We start from the raw sequence: 18952 nt of genomic DNA on the forward strand, positions 1-18952 counted from the left end.
TGATTTGCACATTCGTGTCGTTGCTTCACGCATGCCGCGCACAGGCAGTCTCGCGCGTCAGCGTTTCAGTTCGGCGACGAAATCGTAGTAGTCGTCGCGGCAATACGTTTCGCTCACTTCGATCGCGCGCTGGTCGGCGCCGTAGCCGATCCGCGTGATCACCAGCAGTGCCGAGCCCGGCTTCACCGCCATCCATTTCGCGATCGCGTGCGTCGCGTTCGCCGCGCGAAAGTGCTGCAGCGCGCGCACGACGGTCATGCCACGCGCGTCGAGGTATTCGTACAGCGACGCGCCGAGCGCCTGCGGATCGGGCACCACCGCGGCCGGCAGCGTCGAGTGCTCGACGGCCATCACGATGCCGTCCGCGCGGCGCAGCCGCTCGAGCCGCGCGACCGTCGCGCCGGGCGCGAGGCCGAGCCGCGTGATCTCGTCGCGGCTCGCGGCGCGCAGCGTGCGCGACAGCCACACCGAATCGGGCACGAAGCCGCGCTGCTGCATCTTCGCGGTGAAGCCGACGAGACGCGACAGCGGATCGGCCACGCGCGGCGTGATGAAGCTGCCCGCCCCGCGCGCCCGCTTGATCAAGCCCTGCTCGACCAGCAGCGCCAGGGCGCGGCGGGCCGTGATCCGCGATACACCGACCGACACCGACAGCAGCCGCTCCGACGGCAGCGACTCGCCGGCCCGCCACGCGCCGCCGTGGATCGCGCTCGCCAGGTTGCGGGCGAGCTGCAGATAGAGCGGCGTGTCGTTGAGGGGATCGGGCGCCAGTTCGGACCAGCCGGTTTCCATGTGCCTCCGGGTGTCGGACGACGACCTCGAGCCGTCGAAAGTGAACGCATTATATAACCACCATAATACCAGTCAACGAACTGGTATTAGCGTCGTGAAAATCGCCGAAAGCCTTGTCCGACAAGCGTTTTAGTGCCAACAAATCCTTTGTTTACAACGCAGTACCAGATAGGGATTTACCCGAATTGGTATGCAAGGGGACAGTTCCAGTACACGGTTTGGCCGGGTTTCGGGCACGAATATGAAACCGGAATAGAACCAGTTGGAGAGACTGGTATGCATCGACGGCGGGGGGCTGGTGCGACGCGCGTATCAGTGGAACTCGCGGCTCGACGTGCGCAGGCCGCCGAGCAGCGGCGTCAGATCCTCGAAATGCTGTACGACGAGGTGCCTCACGTCGCTCGCGACCTGCCACACGCCGGACGCCGCGAGCAGCCGCGAATCGAGGGTTTCGCGGCGCTGCCGCGCAAGCAGCTCGGGCCGGACGATCAGGTTCACGCAGCCCGTTTCGTCCTCGAGCGTCATGAACATCACCCCTTTCGCGGTGCCCGGCATCTGCCGCGCGGTCACGAGCCCGCACGCACGCGCGAGCCGGCCGTCGGGCCGGTCGTGCAGTTCGGCCGCGGACGACAGCCGCCGCGCACGCAGCGCGGGCCGCAGCAGCGCGACCGGGTGGCGGTTCAGCGTGAGGCCGGTGGTGTGATAGTCGGCGAGGATGTCGTCGGCTTCCGACGGCGCGCCGAGCGCGGGTTTCTCCGCCTCGTCGATCGGCGCGGCGGCGAGCAGGTCGCGCTCCGGCGCTGCCGCGACGGCCTGCCACAACGCGTCGCGCCGATGGCCGGCGAGCGTCGCGAGCGCGTTCGCGGCGGCGAGCGCTTCGAGGTCGCGGCGTTCGAGCTGCGCGCGGCGTGCGAGCGTGTCGACGTTGTCGAACGGGCCGGCCGCGCGTGCGGCTTCGATGCGGCGCGCGGCGGTTTCGCCAAGGCCGCGCACGAGCGACAGGCCGAGCCGCACGGCTGGCTGGCCGTGGGGCGGCAACTGGCCGGGCAGCGCTTCGAGCGACGCTTCCCAGTTGCTTTGCGTCACGTCGATCGGCAGGACCTGCACGCCGTGGCGTTTTGCATCCTGCACGAGTTGCGACGGCGGGTAGAAACCCATCGGCTGGCTGTTCAGCAGCGCGGCAAGGAAGATCGCCGGTTCGTGGCATTTGAGCCAGCTGCTCGCGTACGCGAGTTTCGCGAAGCTGGCCGCGTGGCTTTCGGGGAAGCCGTAATCGCCGAAGCCCTTGATCTGCTCGAAGATCTGCTCGGCGAATTCGGGCGGATAGTCGCGCTCCCGCATCCCGTCGACGATCTTGCGGTGATACTGCTCGAGATTGCCCTTGCGCTTCCAAGCGGCCATCGCGCGCCGCAGTTCATCCGCCTCGCCGGGCGTGAAGCCTGCCGCGATCATCGCGATCTGCATCACCTGCTCCTGGAAGATCGGCACGCCGTACGTACGTTCAAGCGCAGGCTTCAGGTCTTCCTTTGGATAACTGACCTTTTCGATGCCTTGACGCCGTTTCAGATAGGGGTGCACCGCCCCGCCCTGGATCGGCCCCGGCCGCACGATCGCAACCTCGATCACCAGATCGTAGTAAGTACGCGGTCGCAGGCGCGGCAGCATCGACATCTGCGCGCGCGATTCGATCTGGAACACGCCGACCGTGTCGGCACGGCAGATCATGTCGTAAGTCGCTTCGTCATCCTGCGGGATGTGCTTCAGCGTGAACGGCTCACCATCCGGCTCCGGCGGCCCGCGCCACGCGGTGCGCATGTCGAATGCGCGATGCAGCGCCGACAGCATGCCGAGCGCGAGCACGTCGACCTTCATCAGCTTGAGCGATTCGAGATCGTCTTTATCCCACTGGATCACGCGCCGCCCGTCCATTGCCGCATTCTCGACCGGCACGAGCCGCGTGAGCTTGCCGCGGCTGATCACGAAGCCGCCCGAGTGCTGCGACAGGTGGCGCGGAAAGTTGAGCAGCCGCGCGGCGAGTTGGGCCCACGCCTGGATGAGCGGCGTCTGCGGATCGAGCCCGATCGTCGAGAATTGCTGCAGCAGGTCGCGGCTGCCGTCGAACCAGCGATGCCCTTTCGCGACGCGATCGATCAGCATCGGATCGACGCCGAGCGCCTTGCCGGTTTCACGCAGCACGCCACGCGGGCGGTACGTCGAGACCGCAGCGGCGAGTCCTGCGCGGTTGTGTCCGTATTTTTCGTAGATATGCTGGATCACTTCCTCACGACGCTGATGCTCGAAATCGACGTCGATGTCGGGCGGCTCGCCGCGTTCCGCGCTGATGAAGCGCTCGAACAGCATCGTGCTTTGCTCGGGATTCACCTCGGTGATGCCGAGGCAGTAACAGACGACCGAGTTCGCAGCCGAGCCTCGGCCCTGACACAGGATGTTCCGGCTGCGCGCGTATTTGACGATGTCGTAGACAGTCAGGAAGAACGGTTCGTAGCGCAGCTTCTCGATCAACGCCAACTCGTAGTCGATCCGTTCCTGCACGTGCCCGGGTATCTTTCCGGCGTAACGTTGAAGTGCGCCGCCCCGCGTCTCCTGTTTGAGATAGCTCGTCGGCGTATGCCCTTCCGGCACGATTTCGTCCGGATACTCGTAGCGAAGCGAGTCGAGTTCGAAATCGCATGCATCGAGAATCGCACACGTCTCCGCGATCTCTTCCGGCGAAAACAGCTTCGCGATCCGCCCACGCGAACGCAGATGCTGCTCCGCATTCGGCGCGAGCGCATACCCGCACTCGGAAACCGGCATGCCGACGCGAATCGCCGTCATCACGTCCTGCAGTTCCTTGCACGAGCGCCGGTGCATCGTCACGTCGCCCAGCGCGACGAGTCGCACGCCTCGACGCTCGCCCGCCTCACGGATCTCCTCGCGCTGCGCCCCGTCCAGCGCGCGCTGCAGTTGCACGAGCCCGAGCCGCGCACGTTCGCCGAACGTCGTGCGAAACCACGCGACCTGCGCATCGAGCACGTCCGCACGCACCGGGTACGCGGGCACGAGAATCGCGAAGCAATCAGGCATGCCGCGCAGGTGAGCAAACTCCGCGGGCGGCGCCGACAGCATCCGCGACGTCAGCTTGTAGGTGCCCTTCGGCGATGCCATCCGCCGCCATGAAATCAGCTCGGACAGATTGCCGTACCCTTCGCGGTTCTGCGCAAGCAACACGAGCCCGAACGCACCGGGGCCCGGATCGTGGCCGGGCGCGACGTCATCCGGCGTGACGTCGAAATACGAGCCGATGACGAGCGGCAGCCCTTTCGCCTTCGCGGCGACATGCATGCGCGGCGCGCCGGCGAGCGAGCATTCGTCGGTGATCGCGATCCCGCGATAGCCGAGGTCGACTGCACGCTCGACCAGTTCTTCCGCATGCGACGCGCCATGCAGGAACGAAAAGTTCGAACGGCAGAACAACTCCGCGTAATCGGGCAGCCAGCTGAATTCCGCAACCATCTCTGTTCACCCGAACAGGCCGTGCAGGAACCAGTGCGGTTCGGACTCGCTTCCCGCCCGCTCCCTGAACACCCAGTAGCACGCACCGGCTTCGTCCTGCGCGACGTGGTAATCGCGTGCGGCGAGTTGGCCATCGAACCACCCGGCCTCGATCCGCTCCGCCGACGACATCATCCTCAGCGGCGTACGAAATACCGGCCGCTCCCCGCGCATCAGCAACGGCAACGGCTCGGCCAGCAGCCACGCAGGCCTCGGCGGCACCGCCGGCGGCCCGCCGGCCGGCTTGCCGGCCGGCGCATCGAGCGGCAGCCAGCGGTTCGCGGCCTCGGGCCGGTGATCGGCGACGGGCGCCGCGCGCAGCACGTTCTCCGCCCCCAGCCGCGCGACCAGCAGCTCGAACAGCCGCTCACGCGTCTCGCGCGTGCCGCCCGGCTCGGGAAACAGATCGTCGGCCGGCGGCGCGACCGATTCGACGCGCGTGGCCTTCAGACGCACCGCGATCACCGCGGCCGGCAACTCGACGCGCGCGAGCCGCTCGCCGAGCAGCCGCATGAAATGCACCTCGTCGCGCACGGGTGCGGCGAACGCGAGCTCGAGCGGCGTCGGCGGCACGGCCTGGCGGCCGCGCTCGTGCTCGAGATCGAACGTCATCGCGGCCAGCGACAACTGCCGAGCGGCCAGCCAGCCGCACAGCTGCACGACGAGCCGGCGCGCGGCGAACAGCACGGCTTCCGCATATTCGACGCGCTCCGGCAATTCGAGCCGGACGTCGAACACGGGCGGCACCGCCATCCACGCCAGCGGCTCGACCGCGTCGCCGTACGCGCGGTCGAGCGCGGCCAGCAACGCGGGGCCGCAACGGCGCTGCAACCCCGCGCGCGGCAGGCCGCGCAGATCGGCGAGCGTGCGGCAGCCGAGGCCGTCGAACCAGCCCGCATACGGACGCGCATCGGGCAGCAGCACGCAGGGCAGGCGGTCGAGCGAACGAACGAGCGAAGCCGGGCTCGCGATACGGCGCCGGACGCGCGCACGCGCCGACGTGCGTGCGAGCAGCCACGCGCCGCGCCCGGTCGGCGCAGCGGACAGGCGCGCCGCATAGCCGAGCGCCGCGAGCGTCGCACGCACCTGGCGGCACAGCGACGGCAGCCCGCCGAACAGGCGCAGGCTCGGACCGACGTCGACGATCAGCGTGGCTTCGTCGTCGAGCGCGACGCACGGCGAGAAGCGCAGCAACGCGAGCGCGACCGCGCGCAGCGCATCGGCCTCGCGCGCGGGATCGCGTTCGACGAGCTGCGTCTCGGGCGCGAGCGTCAGCACGCCGCCGCGCTTCATGCCCGCGCGCACGCCCTGCCGCTGCGCGATTGCATCGGCGATCAGCACGACACCCTGCTCGAGCACCGCACGGCCGGCGCCGTCGGCCTCGCCGTCAGACGGAGGCGCGACGCACACGTCGAGCGGCAGGCGCGGCAGATGGATGCCGAGCAAGACGCGCATAGCGGCTCTCCACGATGGGCGACGGCAGGTCGAGCACGAGCGGCTCGCTGCGCGCGGGCCCGCGACGCTTGACGATGTCGAGCGACACGCCGCCCGGCACGGGATACAGCGCGACACGCAGCACGGCCGGCGACGGCTGCCGTTCGGCCGACAGCGGGCGCAGCATCACGAACAGCGTGTCGCCCGTGCGCGCGGCCGCGAGATGCAGGCGCCGCAGCGCATCGGGCCGTGCGTCCTGCCAGAGCAGCAGCGCGCCGCAACAGCCGGTCCTGAGCGCCTGCTCGGCGGCCCATAGCGCATCCGTGCGGCTGCCGGCGCGCAGCCACAGCAGCGCATCGGCCGGCACGCCGAGACTGGCGAGCGCGGTGGCATGCGGCGATTGCGGCGGCGCGACGAGCGCGAGCGGACGCCGGGCGCTGACGGTGCGGGCAAGCGCGGGTGCGAGCAGCCGCATTTCGCCGCAGCCCGGCTGCGCGGCCAGCAGTTCGACGAGGCCGCCGACCGGCCAGCCGCCGCCCGGCAGCTCGGCCGACAGCGGCGCGAAGCCGGTCTCGATCGTGCGCGGGCCGCCGCGCGCGAGCTGCGAGCCGCGCCAGAGCGACGGATGAAGGGATTCGGGAGAAACGGAGGATGCGAGCATGACGCCACCCACAACTGTATGGATATACAGTATATGGCAATGCGCCCGTGTCGCACAGCACCGGTGCAAAACCGGTTTTCGTCAGAGGAAAACAGAGAGTCGGCCGGCGCGTGCATCATGCTGCGGCGCGCCGGCCCGTCTGCTACCCGTCAGCCGAGCAGCAGCGCGTCGTCGTCGAGTTGCTCGTGACGCACCTTCTCGAACATCTGCAGCAGGTCCGGCACATCGAGCCCCTTGCGCGCGTCGCCCGACACGTCGAGCACGACCTGCCCCTGGTGCAGCATCACCGTGCGGTCGCCGTAGTCGAGCGCCTGCCGCATGCTGTGCGTGACCATCATCGTCGTCAGCTTGCTCTCGGCGACGATGCGCGCGGTCAGCTCCAGCACGAACGCGGCCGTCTTCGGGTCGAGCGCGGCCGTGTGCTCGTCGAGCAGCAGGATCCGCGACGGCCGCAGCGACGCCATCAGCAGGCTCACGGCCTGCCGCTGGCCGCCGGACAGCAGCCCGATCCGGTCGGTCAGCCGGTTCTCGAGGCCGAGGTTCAGCAGTCGCAGCTTGTCGCGGAACAGCTCGCGCGACGGGCGGTCGAGCGCGGCGCGAAAACCGCGCCGCACGCCGCGCGCGGTCGCGAGCGCCATGTTCTCCTCGATCGTCAGCGCCTCGCAGGTGCCGGCCATCGGATCCTGGAACACGCGCGCGACCAGGTGCGCGCGGTCCCACGCGGCCTTGCGCGTGACGTCCGTGCCGTCGATCGAGATACGCCCCGAATCGACGCGCTGGTCGCCGCTGACCGCATTGAGGAAGGTCGACTTGCCGGCGCCGTTCGAGCCGATCACCGCGACGAACTGGCCGTCGGGAATCTCGAGCGACAGCCCGCGCAGCGCGCGCGTCTCGATCGGCGTGCCGGGATTGAACGTGAGTTTGAGATCTTGTGCGGACAGCATGTCATGCCCCTCCGTTCTTGCGCGCGAACAGCTTCTTGCGCGTCGCCGGCAGCACCAGCGCGATCGTGACGAGCGCGGCCGTCACGAGGTTCAGGTCCTGCGCCTTCAGGCCGATGAATTCGCTGTTCAGCGCGAGCGCGATGAAGAAGCGGTAGACGATCGCGCCGAGCACGACCGCGAGCGTCGTCAGCACGAGCCGGCGCGCGGGCAGCAGCGTCTCGCCGATGATCACCGCGGCCAGCCCGATCACGATCGTGCCGATCCCCATCGAGATGTCCGCGCCGCCCTGCGTCTGCGCGAACAGTGCGCCGGCGAGCGCGACGAGCGCGTTCGACAGCGCCATCCCGGCGAGCGTCGCGCGGCCGGTCGCGATGCCTTGCGCACGCGCCATCCGCGGGTTCGCGCCGGTCGCGCGCATCGCGAGGCCGAGCTGCGACGAGAAGAACCAGTCGAGGCCGAGCTTCGCGACCACGACGACGATCGCGAGCAGCGCCGGACGCAGCACGTAGTCGGGCATCCAGTCGGGCTGCAGCACCGAGAAGATCGTCGGCTCGGTGATCAGCGGCACGTTTGGCCGGCCCATGATCCGCAGGTTCACCGAATAGAGCGCGATCATCATCAGGATACTGGCGAGCAGATCCATGATCTTCAGGCGCACGTTCAGCCAGCCGGTGATGAAACCGGCCATTGCGCCCGCGACGATCGCGAGACAGGTCGAGCTGAACGGGTCGTAGCCGGCCGAGATCAGCGTCGCGGCAACGGCGCCGCCGAGCGGAAAGCTGCCGTCGACGGTGAGGTCGGGGAAGTTGAGGATGCGGAACGAGATCAGCACCCCGAGGGCGACGAGACTGAAGATCAGGCCGATCTCCAGTGCGCCCAGAAACGAGAACAGAGACATGATGGGAAATCCTGTTGCTTCCCGGCCGGACGTGTACGGCCGGGCGAAGCGAACGGGCGGCCCCGGGTGGGAGCCGCCCGTCCGGCGATGTCGTCCAGGCCCGGATCGGGCCTGCAAGCGCGGCGGTCGGGCCGCTTACTTGATGACCGTCTTCGCTTCCTTCACGAGATCCGGCGACAGCGTGACGCCCTGCTTCGCGGCCGCGCCGGTGTTCACGAACAGCTCGAGGTTGCTGCTCGTCTCCGACGCGATCGCGCCCGGCTTCTCGCCCTTCAGGATGCGCGCGACGACCTTGCCCGTCTGGCGGCCGAGGTCGCCGTAGTTGATGCCGAGCGCCGCGATGCCGCCGCGCTTCACGCTGTCGGTATCGCCGGCGACGAGCGGGATCTTCGCTTCGTTCGCGACCTTCACGAGCGCTTCGTACGCGGACACGACGTTGTTGTCGGTGTTCGTGTAGATCACGTCGACCTTGCCGATCAGGCTCTTCGCGGCCGGGCCGATGTCGACGGTGCGCGGGGCGGCCGCTTCCTTCAGCGTCATGCCCTGCTTCGCGAGGATCTCCTTGAGTTCCTTCACGACGACGACCGAGTTCGCCTCGCCCGGGTTGTAGACCATGCCGACCGTCTTCGCATTCGGCACGACGCGCTTGATCAGCGCGACCTGGCGATCGAGCGGCAGCTTGTCCGACACGCCCGTCACGTTGGTGCCCGACGGGCCCCAGCCCTTCACGAGCTGCGCGGCGACCGGATCGGTGACGCCCGAATAGACGACCGGCACGCTCTTCGTCGCGGCGACGACCGACTGCGCGGCCGGCGTCGCGATCGCGACGATCACGTCGGGCTGGTCGCCGACGAACTTGCGCGCGATCTGCGCGGCCGTGCCCGTGTTGCCCTGCGCGCTCTGGTATTCCCACTTGAGCTTGTCGTCGCCGTAACCTTCCGCCTTCAGCTCGGCGCGCACGCCGTCGCGGATCGCGTCGAGCGCCGGATGATCGACGATCGACAGCACCTTGACGGTCTGTGCGTGCGCGGCACCTGCCAGCGCGAATGCGGCGACGCCGGCCGTGATCGAACGGATCGCGAAAGTCTTGAATCGCTTCATGGGTGAGTCTCCCCCGTATTGTGTCGGTTCTGGATGATGGATTCCCGCCGCCGTCGGGCGGGCGCCGCCGTACGTCAGACACGCCGGCGATCGGCCCGCGCACGCTCCGGGAAAGCGTGCAGCGGCGAACGCATGAGAATACCATTTCCGCAGACCACCGCCTGACTCCGTGCTTTCGCCCGGTACCCCGGATCGCGGCACTCGCCGGAGCCGGAGAATGCGCGCACAGCCCCGGCCGGCGGCGGCTCCGGCCCGCGTCGGCCAACGCGTCAGCCGTGCTCGCGGCTTTACGTTATGCTGTCGGCCGACCCAGTCCACACCATCGGAGGGCAGATGAAACGGGGGATTCGAGCCGTCGTATTCGCGACCGTCGCGCTGGCGCTGCCGGGCGCGGCATTCGCGCTGGACGACGGCAGTGCGCAATACGACGACTGCATGCTCAACGCGCTACGCGAAAGCCGCAATGGCGGAGCGGCCCAGTTGATCCAGCGCTCGTGCGATGCGCTGTACCGCAACAACGCGATGCTGCTGCCGCGCGAGCGGCGCTTTCACGAGTGCGTCGTGCAGTCGCTACCGGGCGTGCGCGACAGCTATGCGATCCAGCAGATCATGTCGATCTGCTCGCGGCGTGGCGAGATGTGAGCAGGCGCTGATGACCGGGCGCCCATGAAAAAGGGCCTGCGCGATGCAGGCCCTTTTCGTTCAGCGGTCCGACCGGTGTGCGTCGCTCAGAACGACGCGACCATCGAGCCCTTGAACTGCTTCTTGATGAATTCCTTCACTTCCGGCGACTGGTACGCCTTGACCAGCTTCTTCACCCACGGCTGATCCTTGTCCTTCGCGCGCACGGCGATCAGGTTCGCATACGGGCTCGTCAGCGATTCGAGCGCGATTGCGTCCTTGGTCGGCTGCAGGTTCGCGGCCAGCGCATAGTTCGTGTTGATCACGGCGGCGTCGACGTCCGACAGCACGCGCGGCAGTTGCGCCGCGTCAAGCTCGGAGATCTTCAGCTTCTTCGGGTTCTCGGCGATGTCGAGCACCGTCGCGTTGTTGCCGCCCGTGCCGGCGCCCGACTTCAGCTTGATCACGCCTTGCGTCTGCAGCAGCAGCAGGGCGCGGTTCTCGTTCGACGGATCGTTCGGCACTGCGAGCTTCGCGCCTTGCGGCAGGTCCTTCAGCGACTTGAACTTCTTCGAATACACGCCCATCGGCGAGATGTAGGTCAGGCCCGCGCTGACGATCTTGTAGCCGCGCTGCTTCACCTGGCTGTCGAGGTAGGGCTGGTGCTGGAAGCTGTTCGCGTCGAGGTCGCCCGAGTCGAGCGCCGCGTTCGGCTGCACGTAGTCGTTGAACTCGATGACCTTCACGTTCAGGCCTTCCTTCTCCTTCGCGACCTTCTGCACGAGCTGCCACACTTCCGAATCCGGGCCGGCGACCGTGCCGACCTTGATCACCTTGTCTTCGGCGTGCGCGCCTGCCGACAGCGTCAGCGCTGCGCCGGTGGCCAGCACGGAAAATACCTTCAGGAGACTGCGACGCTTCATCTGTTTCTCGCTTTCTTGCTTACTGGAAATGGGGCGCGATACGGGTATGCCCCGACTCGCAGAGAGGGGCAAATGGTGTCACAGGATCGGCGGGAAGTGAAATACATCCCGCTCATATGGGTATGCACCGCAGCGGTGCCGGCGGCCGATGCGCGATTTGGCCGTTAGTTGCGTTCAAGTGTCGCGCGGCGGCCGGCACGCATCACATCGTCACTGCTTCGCCGGCCGCCTTCGCGCCGAATGCAGGTTCGGCCGACCGCTCGCCGGCCCGGCGCGGCAACCGCCCGCCGGTATCGGCGACCCGGAACGCACCGATCGCATCGCGCAGCCGCGCGGCCTGCTCCTGCAACGACGCGGCGGCCGCGGCGGCCTCCTCGACGAGCGCCGCGTTCTGCTGCGTCACCTGGTCCATCTGCGTGACCGCGCGCCCGACCTGCGTGATGCCGCTCGCCTGCTCCTCGGACGCGGCCGCGATCTCGCCCATGATGTCGGTCACGCGCGCGACCGCCTGCAGGATCTCGCCCATCGTCGTGCCGGCCTGGCCGACCAGCGTCGACCCGTTGCGCACGCGCTCGACCGAATCGACGATCAGCTCGCGGATCTCCTTCGCGGCCGTCGCGCTGCGCTGCGCGAGCGAGCGCACCTCGCCCGCGACCACCGCGAAGCCGCGGCCCTGCTCGCCCGCGCGCGCGGCCTCGACCGCCGCGTTCAGCGCCAGGATGTTGGTCTGGAACGCGATGCCCTCGATCACGCCGATGATGTCGGCGATCTTGCGCGAACTGTCGTCGATCTCGCCCATCGTGCCGATCACGCGGTTCACGACGTCGCTGCCCGTGCGCGCAATGTCCGACGCGCTGTTCGCGAGCCCGCTCGCCTGCCGCGCATTGTCCGCATTCTGCTTCACGGTCGCGGTCAGCTGCTCCATGCTCGCGGCCGTTTCTTCGAGCGACGCGGCCTGCTCCTCGGTGCGCTGCGACAGGTCGTCGTTGCCGGCCGAGATCTGGCGGCTCGCCGACGCGATCGACTCGGCCGACTGGCGGATCCCGCCGATCGTCGCCTGCAGCCGAGCCTGCATGTCGTGCATCGCGGCCATCATGCTCGTGCGGTCGCCCGCGCGTACCGGTACCGGCTGCGTCAGGTCGCCCTGCGCGATGCGCGTCGCGAGCGCGGCCGCTTCGTCGGGCTCGCCGCCGAGGCTGCCGCGCACGTTGCGGATGATCACCAGCATCGCCGCGCTGATCACGAAGCCGATCACGAACACCACCGCGAGGTGGCCGAGCAGCGTCCGGTAGTAGATGGTGTCGATGTCCTTCAGGAACACGCCGCTCGAGATGTTCCAGTCCCACGGCGCGAACCGCGTGACATAGCTGATCTTCGGCACGGCCGTCTCGCTGTGCGGCAGCCGCCCGCGATATTCGGCGAAGCCGCTGCCGGTCGCCTTCGCGGCGTTCAGGATCGTCACGAACAGCGGCTTGCCGTCCGGATCGAGATAGTCGCCGACCTGCGTGTTGACGAGCTTCGGCAGCGTCGGGTGCATCAGCACGACCGGCTTCGAATCCATCACGAACACGTAGCCCGAATCGCCGTAGCGCATCGCGGCGAGGCTCGCGAGCGCGTCACGCTTCGCGTCGGCCTCGGGCAGCGTGCCGTTCTGCGCGAGTGCGTGATACGCCTTCACGATGCCGGCCGCCGAGTCGACGAGATTGGCGATGCCTGCCTTGCGTTCGGCGAGCATCGTCGCGCGCGTCTCGTACGCGCTCCATGCGCCGACGCCCAGGAGACCGATCCATACCAGCGCAAGCGCGAGCCACAGCTTGCGGTTCAAACTCATTCTGCTCATCTGCGTGCCTCTGTCGATGTCGATGCATCCGACGCGCGAACGGCCTGCCGCGCGCACACGGTTGCCCTTTTATTTACGGCAACGAGGCTTACAACTTGAATACGCGCCATCGCGACGAACGGACGATCGACCGGCAGCGCCGCCCCGGACGCGGGCAGCCGGCGCGACAGCCCGCATCCGCTGTGCTAAAAAGACCGGCTGGCCGGCACCCGAGGCGCCGGCTCCATTCCAGGGCCATCCATGTACGTCATCGACATCCAATACACCGCGTCGCTCGAGCGCATCGACGACGCGCTCGAACGCCACCGCGCGTATCTGCAGCCGCAGTTCGACAAGGGCATCTTCATCGCGGCGGGGCCGAAGGTGCCGCGCGACGGCGGCGTGATCCTCGCGGCCCGCATCGATCGCGACGAACTCGACGCGATCCTCGAGACCGACCCGTTCGTCACCGAAGGGCTCGCCACATATCGCGTGACCGAATTCCGGATCACGCGCGCCGCTTCCGGCTTCAACGTGCCGGCGCTGCCGTAACGCGCACGCATGGCGACGCGCCGCCCGGCGGGCAGCGCATGCAAACAATGTCGGGAGAGGGAAAACGTGACGGCGCAGGACGGCCGTCACGCGATCGCCGGGCCGGGCGCCCGGCGGCTGCCGGTCAGTCGACCAGCAGCTTCAGGTCGTGGACCCACGGGCCGGGGCCCTGGCCGTCGCGCACGAACAGGCGCAGCTTGCCGTCGCGGTCGAACACGTAGCTCGCCGCCGTGTGATCCATCGTATAGCTGCCGGGCGTCTTGCCGGGCACCTTCGCGTAGTACACGCGGAAATCCTTCGTGACCTTCTTCAGCGCCGCTTCGTCGGCCGGCCGCAGGCCGATGAACGACGGATCGAACGCGGGCACGTACTGGCCGAGCAGCGCCGGCGTGTCGCGTTCCGGATCGACGGTGACGAACAGCACCTGCACGCGCTTCGCGGCATCGGGCCCGAGCTGCTTCAGCGCTTCCGACAGCTCGGCCATCGTGGTCGGGCACACGTCCGGGCAGTGCGTATAACCGAAGAACATCACGACGGCACGGCCCTTGAAATCGGCGAGCGTGCGCACCTTGCCGGTCGTGTCGGGCAGCGAGAAGTCGCTGCCGAACTGCGTGTTGCCGGTGATGTCGAGATTCTGGAATTTCGGCGCGTTGTCGCATCCGGCGAGCAGCAGCGCTGCCGTGAATGCGCACGCGAGCATCCAGCCTTGGCGCGCGCGGCGCCCGAACCTTGATTGGAGCATTGCGTTCAAACCGTGCGGTTACACGCCGAGCAGCGGGCGTGCGTAGTGATCGACGAGCAGCGCGGCGAACAGCAGCGACAGGTAGACGATCGAGTAGCGGAAGGCCTTGCGGGCGAGTTCGTCGGAATAGTCGCGATGGATCTTCCACGCATACGCGAGGAACACCGCGCCGAGCACCACCGCGCTCGCCAGGTAGACGACCCCGCTCATCCCGGAGACGAACGGCATCAGCGTGACGGCGAACAGGATCACCGTGTACAGCAGGATGTGCAGCCGCGTGAACTTCTCGCCGTGCGTGACGGGCAGCATCGGCAGCCCCGCGTTCTCGTAATCCTTGCGGCGGTACAGCGCGAGCACCCAGAAATGCGGCGGCGTCCACACGAAGATGATCAGCACGAGGATCCACGCGTCGCCCGGCACCGCGCCGGTGACGGCGGCCCAGCCGAGCGCCGGCGGCATTGCGCCCGACGCGCCGCCGATCACGATGTTCTGCGGTGTCATCGGCTTGAGCAGCAGCGTGTAGATCACCGCGTAGCCGACGAACGTCGCGATCGTCAGCCACATCGTCAGCGGGTTCGTGAACGTATAGAGCGTCCATGCGCCGACACTGCCGAGCACGGCCGAGAACAGCAGGATCTGCGGCGAGGTGATCTCGCCGCGCGCGGACGGACGCCACGCGGTACGGCGCATCATCGCGTCGATCTTCTGTTCGACGAGGCAATTGATCGCGAACGCGGCGCCGGCCAGCAGCCAGATGCCGACCGTGCCGCCGATCAGCACATGCCACGGCACCATGCCCGGTGTCGCGAGGAACATGCCGATCACCGCGCAGAACACGGCGAGCTGCGTGACACGCGGCTTCGTCAGCGCCATGTACTGGGAAAAGCGGCTACCGGGCGATTGGGAAAGGGTGCTTTGCATGGGGGCGGTCACGCCGGGGCGGCGTCGCGCGCAGGCTGCGCGACACGGCCGGGGCGGCTTGAAAGGATTCGAAAGTTTAACATGACGACGAGCAGCAGCAGGATCGCGGCCCCGCCGTTGTGCGCGACGGCGACCGGCAGCGGCCACTGCAGCACGATGTTGGTCAGGCCCGTCACGAACTGCAGCAGCACGACCAGCAGCACGCCGTTCGCGGGCCGCCGCAGCGATTCGAAACGGCGCATCTTCAGCGCGAACGCGACCAGGTACGCGACCACGACGAACGCGAACGTGCGGTGGGTCCAGTGGATCGCGACCAGCGCGTCCTGCGTGATCGCATCGCCGTCCTTCGTCATCCCGAGCGCGCGCCACAGGTGGAAGCCCTGCCCGAAGTCCATCGGCGGAATCCACTGGCCGTTGCAGGTCGGGAAATCGGTACACGCGAGCACCGCATAGTTGGTGCTCACCCAGCCGCCGAGCGCGATCTGCACGACGAGCAGCACGAGCGCCGCGAGCGCGGCCGCGCGGTAGCGGCCGGCCTCCGGGTCATGCGACGGCAGCGGCGTCTGCCGCGCCGCGAGCCAGCCGAGCGTGCCGAGCAGCGTGAGGCCGAGCAGCAGGTGGGTCGTGACGATCACCGGCTGCAGCTTCATCGTGACCGTCCATGCGCCGAACACGCCCTGCACGACGATCAGCAGCAGCAGGCTCGTCGGCCACCACGGCGACACGTGCAGCGGGCGGCGGCGCAGCCGCGCGGTCCACGCGATCACGACCTGCGCGATGATCAGCACGCCGATCGCCATCGCGAAATAGCGGTGGGTCATCTCGATCCACGCCTTCGTCATGCTGACGGGCCCCGTCGGCATCGCCTGGTGCGCCGCCGTGATCGCGGCGTGCGCGATGAACGGCGACGACGTGCCGTAGCAGCCGGGCCAGTCCGGGCAGCCGAGCCCCGAATCGGTCAGCCGCGTGAAGCCGCCGAACATCACGAGATCGAGCGTCAGGAACGTGGTGATCCACACGAGCTTGCGGAACTTGTTGTCGTCGGCCTTCACCCACACGTACGACAGCGGCAGCAGCGCGATGCAGAAGCCGATCAGGCCGAGTTGCAGTAGATACGACATCGGAATGGTGCCTCGTTCTCTTGCCTTAACCGATGCTCGACCACTTCAGCAGCTTCGTCACGTCCGACTTGATCTTGCTGGGATTCGGGTCTTTCGGGAAACGCATCATCAGGTTGCCGTTCGGGTCGACCATGTAGATGTGGTCGCTGTCCTTCGTGCCGGCGTCGGCCGGCAGCCACGCGGCCACCGCGGCCGGATCGGCGACGAGCCGGCGCGTGTCCGGATACGCGTCCAGCACCTTCTGCGGCATCGCGCCCGCATCGCTGCGCAGCCACACCATCGTGATCCGGTGCCGCTCGCCTGCCTGCGTGACGCGGATCTGGCGCATGAAATAGAGCTTCCGCGCGCAGGCGTCGTTGCACGCGCTGGGGTCGGTCATCACGAACAGCCACACGCCGCGCAGCGACGACAGCGGCACGGCCTTGCCGGTTTCGTCGGTGACCTGCAGATCGGCCGGGATCGGGCGCTGCGGCTCGATCAGCGTGCCGTAGTTCGTCGACCCGCCCTTCGGCTTGATCACGTAATAGGTGAAGTACGACGCGACCATCGGTGCGGCGCACACGAGACCCAGCAGCACGAGCATCCAGCGGCCGCGCTTGCGGGCAGCCGGCGAGATCGGCGCAGCGGCCGGACCCTGACGGGAAGATTGCATGGACAAATCAGACCTCTCGAAACGAACCCGCGGCGCCGGCGCCGCGTCCTGGCATGGCGCTCACGCGCCGGCCGACTTCTTCGCCGCGCGCCGCGCGGCATACAGGCCGAAGCCGAGCGCGGCCGCCGCCATCGCCCACCACTGAAACATGTAACCGTAATTGCGCTCGACGCCGGTCGTCGCCGCCGGCCAGTCGCGCACGAGCTTGTCGCCGTCGTCGCTCGTCTGCTGGATCACGAACGGCTGCAGCGGCAGCCCCGTTTCCTTCGCATACGCGGCGACGTCCAGGTTCTGCCGGATCTTCTGGTGCGCGGCCGATCCGCCTTCGCCAAGCTCGAACGCACGCGACGCGTCGGCGCGCGCGATGCCGACGATCTCGACGTCGCCCGCGGGCGTCGCGAACGGCTCGATCGCCGTGCGATCGGAAATATTGCGCGGCAGCCAGCCGCGATTCACGAGCACGACGCCGCCGCCCGTGAGTTTAAACGGCATCACGACGTAAAAACCCGGCTGGTCGTTATACGGCCGATTGTCGAGGAACACCGCCTGCTCGGGCATGAATTGGCCCTTTGCACGCACGCGATGAAACTCGATCGACGCGAGCGGCATCGGCTGCGCGCCGACATCGACGGGCACCGCCTGCTCGTAGCGCTCGATGCTCGCCTGCAGCGCTTCCTTCTGGTGCGCGCGGTCGCGCTGCCAGAAGCCGAGGCGGATCGTGACGGCGACGACGACGAGGATCAGCAGCGCGGGCAGCCAGCGGATCTTCATCATGCGGCCCGCCCGGCACATTCGCGAAAGCGAAGTGCGATAATTATCCTCTTCCTTTCGAATTGCCGCCGTCCGGTTGGTGTCATGCACATACTCGTTCCCATCGCCTTCGTCCTCATCGTTGCCAGCATGGGCTCGGCGCTCTACTTCATGATGCACGACCGCGGCCATACGAAGCGCATGGTCTGGTCGCTCGCCACCCGCGTCGGGCTGTCGGTCTCGCTGTTCCTGCTCATCCTGTTCGCGAACTGGATGGGCTGGATCCATTCGACCGGCCTGCCGGTCGGGCGTTGATCCCTTTGTCGCGGCGGCCGATGTGACATTTCGCCGCACTACCGCGCCACCAAGCAAAAGCGCCGCCTGACTGAGTCGCGGCGGCGCCAGGGTGGTGTCGCTCGCAGCGTCGCCGCCGCGCCCACGACACCAATGAAAACGGCCCGCGCATTGCTGCGCGGGCCGTTTTTCCATTTACAGCCAGTAGACGACGACGTACAGGCCGAGCCAGACGACGTCGACGAAGTGCCAGTACCACGCGGCGCCTTCGAATGCGAAGTGGTGATCGGGCTTGAAGTGGCCGCGGATCATCCGCACCAGCACCACCGCGAGCATCGTGCCGCCGAGGAACACGTGGAAGCCGTGGAAGCCGGTCAGCAGGAAGAACGTCGAACCGTACACGCCCGAGTTCAGCGTCAGGTTCAGTTCGTTGTACGCGTGGTAGTACTCGAAGCCCTGCAGGAACAGGAAGCAGATACCGAACACGAGCGTCGCGGCCAGCCAGGCGATCGCCTTCTTGCGATGATCGTCGCGCAGTGCGTGGTGCGAAATCGTCAGCGTCACGCCCGACGACAGCAGGAACGCGGTGTTCAGCGTCGGGATCGGCCACGGGCCCATCGTCTTGAAGTGACCGGCGAGCGCGGCGGGGCCTTCGTTCGGCCACACGGCGGAGAAGTCCGGCCAGATCAGCTTGTAGTCGAGGCTGCCGAGCTGGTGCAGCGCGATTTCACGTGCATAGAACAGCGCGCCGAAGAACGCACCGAAGAACATCACTTCGGAGAAGATGAACCAGCTCATGCTCCAGCGGTACGACTTGTCGACGTTCTTGCCGTAATGACCGCCTTCCGATTCGGCGATCGCGTCGCCGAACCAGTGATACAGCGTGAAGAGCAACCACAGCAGGCCGAGCAGCGCCGTAAACGGCGCCCAGTCGTGACCGTTGATCCACAGCGCCGCCGATCCGAGCATGACCAGCAGGCCGATGGCTGCACTGATCGGATGGTGCGACGGATGCGGCACGAAATAGTACGGGGTCTGGTTTTGACCGCTCATGCTTGATTCTCCACTTCTGTCCAATTTGTGTACCGGAAACCGCTCCGGCTTTATTTCTTGCGCGGCCCGACTGCCGCCGCGCTTTTCTGCACGCAGCGCCGTGGCGCTGCGCACTGCAT

At 67.7% G+C, this 18952-nt stretch carries 18 protein-coding genes; 3 read left to right on the top strand and 15 right to left on the bottom strand.

Annotated elements, in window-relative coordinates; translation table 11 throughout:
• Positions 1-57: 57 nt before the first annotated feature.
• From AC5LXK_RS15000 to AC5LXK_RS15030, 7 genes are all read right to left on the bottom strand, one after another.
• Entirely contained in the window at positions 58-792 is a 735-nt protein-coding gene (locus AC5LXK_RS15000; protein ID WP_493389513.1) for a GntR family transcriptional regulator, read from the bottom strand.
• 312 nt (positions 793-1104) lie between these two features.
• Positions 1105-4308, bottom strand: a complete 3204-nt coding sequence (locus AC5LXK_RS15005) for an error-prone DNA polymerase (RefSeq protein WP_493389514.1) — start codon at positions 4306-4308, stop codon at positions 1105-1107.
• 6 nt (positions 4309-4314) lie between these two features.
• A complete protein-coding gene (locus tag AC5LXK_RS15010; RefSeq protein ID WP_493389515.1) occupies positions 4315-5802 on the bottom strand; it encodes a Y-family DNA polymerase in 1488 nt (495 codons plus the stop codon).
• Positions 5735-6442, bottom strand: coding sequence for a translesion DNA synthesis-associated protein ImuA (imuA, locus tag AC5LXK_RS15015; protein ID WP_493389516.1), 708 nt, complete (start codon positions 6440-6442; stop codon positions 5735-5737). Before imuA ends, AC5LXK_RS15010 begins: the two co-directional genes overlap by 68 nt.
• Before the next feature lie 149 nt (positions 6443-6591).
• Positions 6592-7386 carry an ABC transporter ATP-binding protein gene (locus tag AC5LXK_RS15020; RefSeq protein ID WP_493389517.1) on the bottom strand — a complete coding sequence of 265 codons (795 nt, stop codon included), beginning with the start codon at positions 7384-7386 and terminating at the stop codon, positions 6592-6594.
• A 1-nt stretch (position 7387) separates the two neighbouring features.
• On the bottom strand, positions 7388-8284 hold the full coding sequence (locus AC5LXK_RS15025; protein WP_493389518.1) for an ABC transporter permease: 897 nt from the start codon (positions 8282-8284) through the stop codon (positions 7388-7390).
• Positions 8285-8419: 135 nt separating this feature from the next.
• Positions 8420-9385, bottom strand: a complete 966-nt coding sequence (locus tag AC5LXK_RS15030) for an ABC transporter substrate-binding protein (RefSeq protein WP_493389519.1) — start codon at positions 9383-9385, stop codon at positions 8420-8422.
• 333 nt (positions 9386-9718) lie between these two features.
• Between AC5LXK_RS15030 and AC5LXK_RS15035 the strand changes: the two genes are divergently transcribed.
• On the top strand, positions 9719-10027 hold the full coding sequence (locus AC5LXK_RS15035) for a VF_A0006 family four-cysteine protein (protein ID WP_493389520.1): 309 nt from the start codon (positions 9719-9721) through the stop codon (positions 10025-10027).
• Between the two features lie 86 nt (positions 10028-10113).
• Here the strand turns inward: AC5LXK_RS15035 and AC5LXK_RS15040 are convergent, their stop codons facing one another.
• Together AC5LXK_RS15040 and AC5LXK_RS15045 are read right to left on the bottom strand one after the other, a co-directional pair.
• Positions 10114-10929 carry a MetQ/NlpA family ABC transporter substrate-binding protein gene (locus AC5LXK_RS15040; protein ID WP_493389521.1) on the bottom strand — a complete coding sequence of 272 codons (816 nt, stop codon included), beginning with the start codon at positions 10927-10929 and terminating at the stop codon, positions 10114-10116.
• 202 nt (positions 10930-11131) lie between these two features.
• Entirely contained in the window at positions 11132-12769 is a 1638-nt protein-coding gene (locus AC5LXK_RS15045) for a methyl-accepting chemotaxis protein (protein ID WP_493389522.1), read from the bottom strand.
• Between the two features lie 240 nt (positions 12770-13009).
• Between AC5LXK_RS15045 and AC5LXK_RS15050 the strand changes: the two genes are divergently transcribed.
• Positions 13010-13300, top strand: coding sequence for a YciI family protein (locus tag AC5LXK_RS15050; protein WP_493389523.1), 291 nt, complete (start codon positions 13010-13012; stop codon positions 13298-13300).
• A 124-nt stretch (positions 13301-13424) separates the two neighbouring features.
• On the opposite strand, the gene AC5LXK_RS15055 is transcribed toward AC5LXK_RS15050, so the two are convergent.
• From AC5LXK_RS15055 to AC5LXK_RS15075, 5 genes are read right to left on the bottom strand one after another with little or no spacing between them, the layout of a single operon-like run.
• Complete coding sequence (locus tag AC5LXK_RS15055) at positions 13425-14042, bottom strand: SCO family protein (protein ID WP_423393085.1); 618 nt, start codon at positions 14040-14042, stop codon at positions 13425-13427.
• Positions 14043-14060: 18 nt separating this feature from the next.
• Positions 14061-14963, bottom strand: a complete 903-nt coding sequence (gene cyoE / locus AC5LXK_RS15060; protein WP_493389524.1) for a heme o synthase — start codon at positions 14961-14963, stop codon at positions 14061-14063.
• Positions 14964-14971: 8 nt separating this feature from the next.
• Positions 14972-16084 carry a COX15/CtaA family protein gene (locus tag AC5LXK_RS15065; RefSeq protein ID WP_493389525.1) on the bottom strand — a complete coding sequence of 371 codons (1113 nt, stop codon included), beginning with the start codon at positions 16082-16084 and terminating at the stop codon, positions 14972-14974.
• Between the two features lie 25 nt (positions 16085-16109).
• Complete coding sequence (locus tag AC5LXK_RS15070) at positions 16110-16736, bottom strand: SCO family protein (protein WP_493389526.1); 627 nt, start codon at positions 16734-16736, stop codon at positions 16110-16112.
• Positions 16737-16796: 60 nt separating this feature from the next.
• Positions 16797-17507 carry an SURF1 family protein gene (locus tag AC5LXK_RS15075; RefSeq protein WP_493391231.1) on the bottom strand — a complete coding sequence of 237 codons (711 nt, stop codon included), beginning with the start codon at positions 17505-17507 and terminating at the stop codon, positions 16797-16799.
• 84 nt (positions 17508-17591) lie between these two features.
• On the opposite strand from AC5LXK_RS15075, the gene AC5LXK_RS15080 reads away from it, so the two are divergent.
• Entirely contained in the window at positions 17592-17801 is a 210-nt protein-coding gene (locus tag AC5LXK_RS15080) for a twin transmembrane helix small protein (RefSeq protein WP_493389527.1), read from the top strand.
• Between the two features lie 174 nt (positions 17802-17975).
• Here the strand turns inward: AC5LXK_RS15080 and AC5LXK_RS15085 are convergent, their stop codons facing one another.
• On the bottom strand, positions 17976-18833 hold the full coding sequence (locus AC5LXK_RS15085; RefSeq protein WP_027789064.1) for a cytochrome c oxidase subunit 3: 858 nt from the start codon (positions 18831-18833) through the stop codon (positions 17976-17978).
• Positions 18834-18952 lie beyond the last annotated feature (119 nt).

The sequence above is a fragment of the Burkholderia pulmonis genome, from assembly GCF_984667975.1.

What these genes read in the sequence shown, in the direction of transcription:
- AC5LXK_RS15000 (WP_493389513.1), bottom strand. Translation starts at nt 792, where the DNA reads ATGGAAACCGGCTGGTCCGAACTGGCGCCCGATCCCCTCAACGACACG.
- AC5LXK_RS15005 (WP_493389514.1), bottom strand. Translation starts at nt 4,308, where the DNA reads ATGGTTGCGGAATTCAGCTGGCTGCCCGATTACGCGGAGTTGTTCTGC.
- AC5LXK_RS15010 (WP_493389515.1), bottom strand. Translation starts at nt 5,802, where the DNA reads ATGCGCGTCTTGCTCGGCATCCATCTGCCGCGCCTGCCGCTCGACGTG.
- imuA (WP_493389516.1), bottom strand. Translation starts at nt 6,442, where the DNA reads ATGCTCGCATCCTCCGTTTCTCCCGAATCCCTTCATCCGTCGCTCTGG.
- AC5LXK_RS15020 (WP_493389517.1), bottom strand. Translation starts at nt 7,386, where the DNA reads ATGCTGTCCGCACAAGATCTCAAACTCACGTTCAATCCCGGCACGCCG.
- AC5LXK_RS15025 (WP_493389518.1), bottom strand. Translation starts at nt 8,284, where the DNA reads ATGTCTCTGTTCTCGTTTCTGGGCGCACTGGAGATCGGCCTGATCTTC.
- AC5LXK_RS15030 (WP_493389519.1), bottom strand. Translation starts at nt 9,385, where the DNA reads ATGAAGCGATTCAAGACTTTCGCGATCCGTTCGATCACGGCCGGCGTC.
- AC5LXK_RS15035 (WP_493389520.1), top strand. Translation starts at nt 9,719, where the DNA reads ATGAAACGGGGGATTCGAGCCGTCGTATTCGCGACCGTCGCGCTGGCG.
- AC5LXK_RS15040 (WP_493389521.1), bottom strand. Translation starts at nt 10,929, where the DNA reads ATGAAGCGTCGCAGTCTCCTGAAGGTATTTTCCGTGCTGGCCACCGGC.
- AC5LXK_RS15045 (WP_493389522.1), bottom strand. Translation starts at nt 12,769, where the DNA reads ATGAGCAGAATGAGTTTGAACCGCAAGCTGTGGCTCGCGCTTGCGCTG.
- AC5LXK_RS15050 (WP_493389523.1), top strand. Translation starts at nt 13,010, where the DNA reads ATGTACGTCATCGACATCCAATACACCGCGTCGCTCGAGCGCATCGAC.
- AC5LXK_RS15055 (WP_423393085.1), bottom strand. Translation starts at nt 14,042, where the DNA reads ATGCTCCAATCAAGGTTCGGGCGCCGCGCGCGCCAAGGCTGGATGCTC.
- cyoE (WP_493389524.1), bottom strand. Translation starts at nt 14,963, where the DNA reads ATGCAAAGCACCCTTTCCCAATCGCCCGGTAGCCGCTTTTCCCAGTAC.
- AC5LXK_RS15065 (WP_493389525.1), bottom strand. Translation starts at nt 16,084, where the DNA reads ATGTCGTATCTACTGCAACTCGGCCTGATCGGCTTCTGCATCGCGCTG.
- AC5LXK_RS15070 (WP_493389526.1), bottom strand. Translation starts at nt 16,736, where the DNA reads ATGCAATCTTCCCGTCAGGGTCCGGCCGCTGCGCCGATCTCGCCGGCT.
- AC5LXK_RS15075 (WP_493391231.1), bottom strand. Translation starts at nt 17,507, where the DNA reads ATGAAGATCCGCTGGCTGCCCGCGCTGCTGATCCTCGTCGTCGTCGCC.
- AC5LXK_RS15080 (WP_493389527.1), top strand. Translation starts at nt 17,592, where the DNA reads ATGCACATACTCGTTCCCATCGCCTTCGTCCTCATCGTTGCCAGCATG.
- AC5LXK_RS15085 (WP_027789064.1), bottom strand. Translation starts at nt 18,833, where the DNA reads ATGAGCGGTCAAAACCAGACCCCGTACTATTTCGTGCCGCATCCGTCG.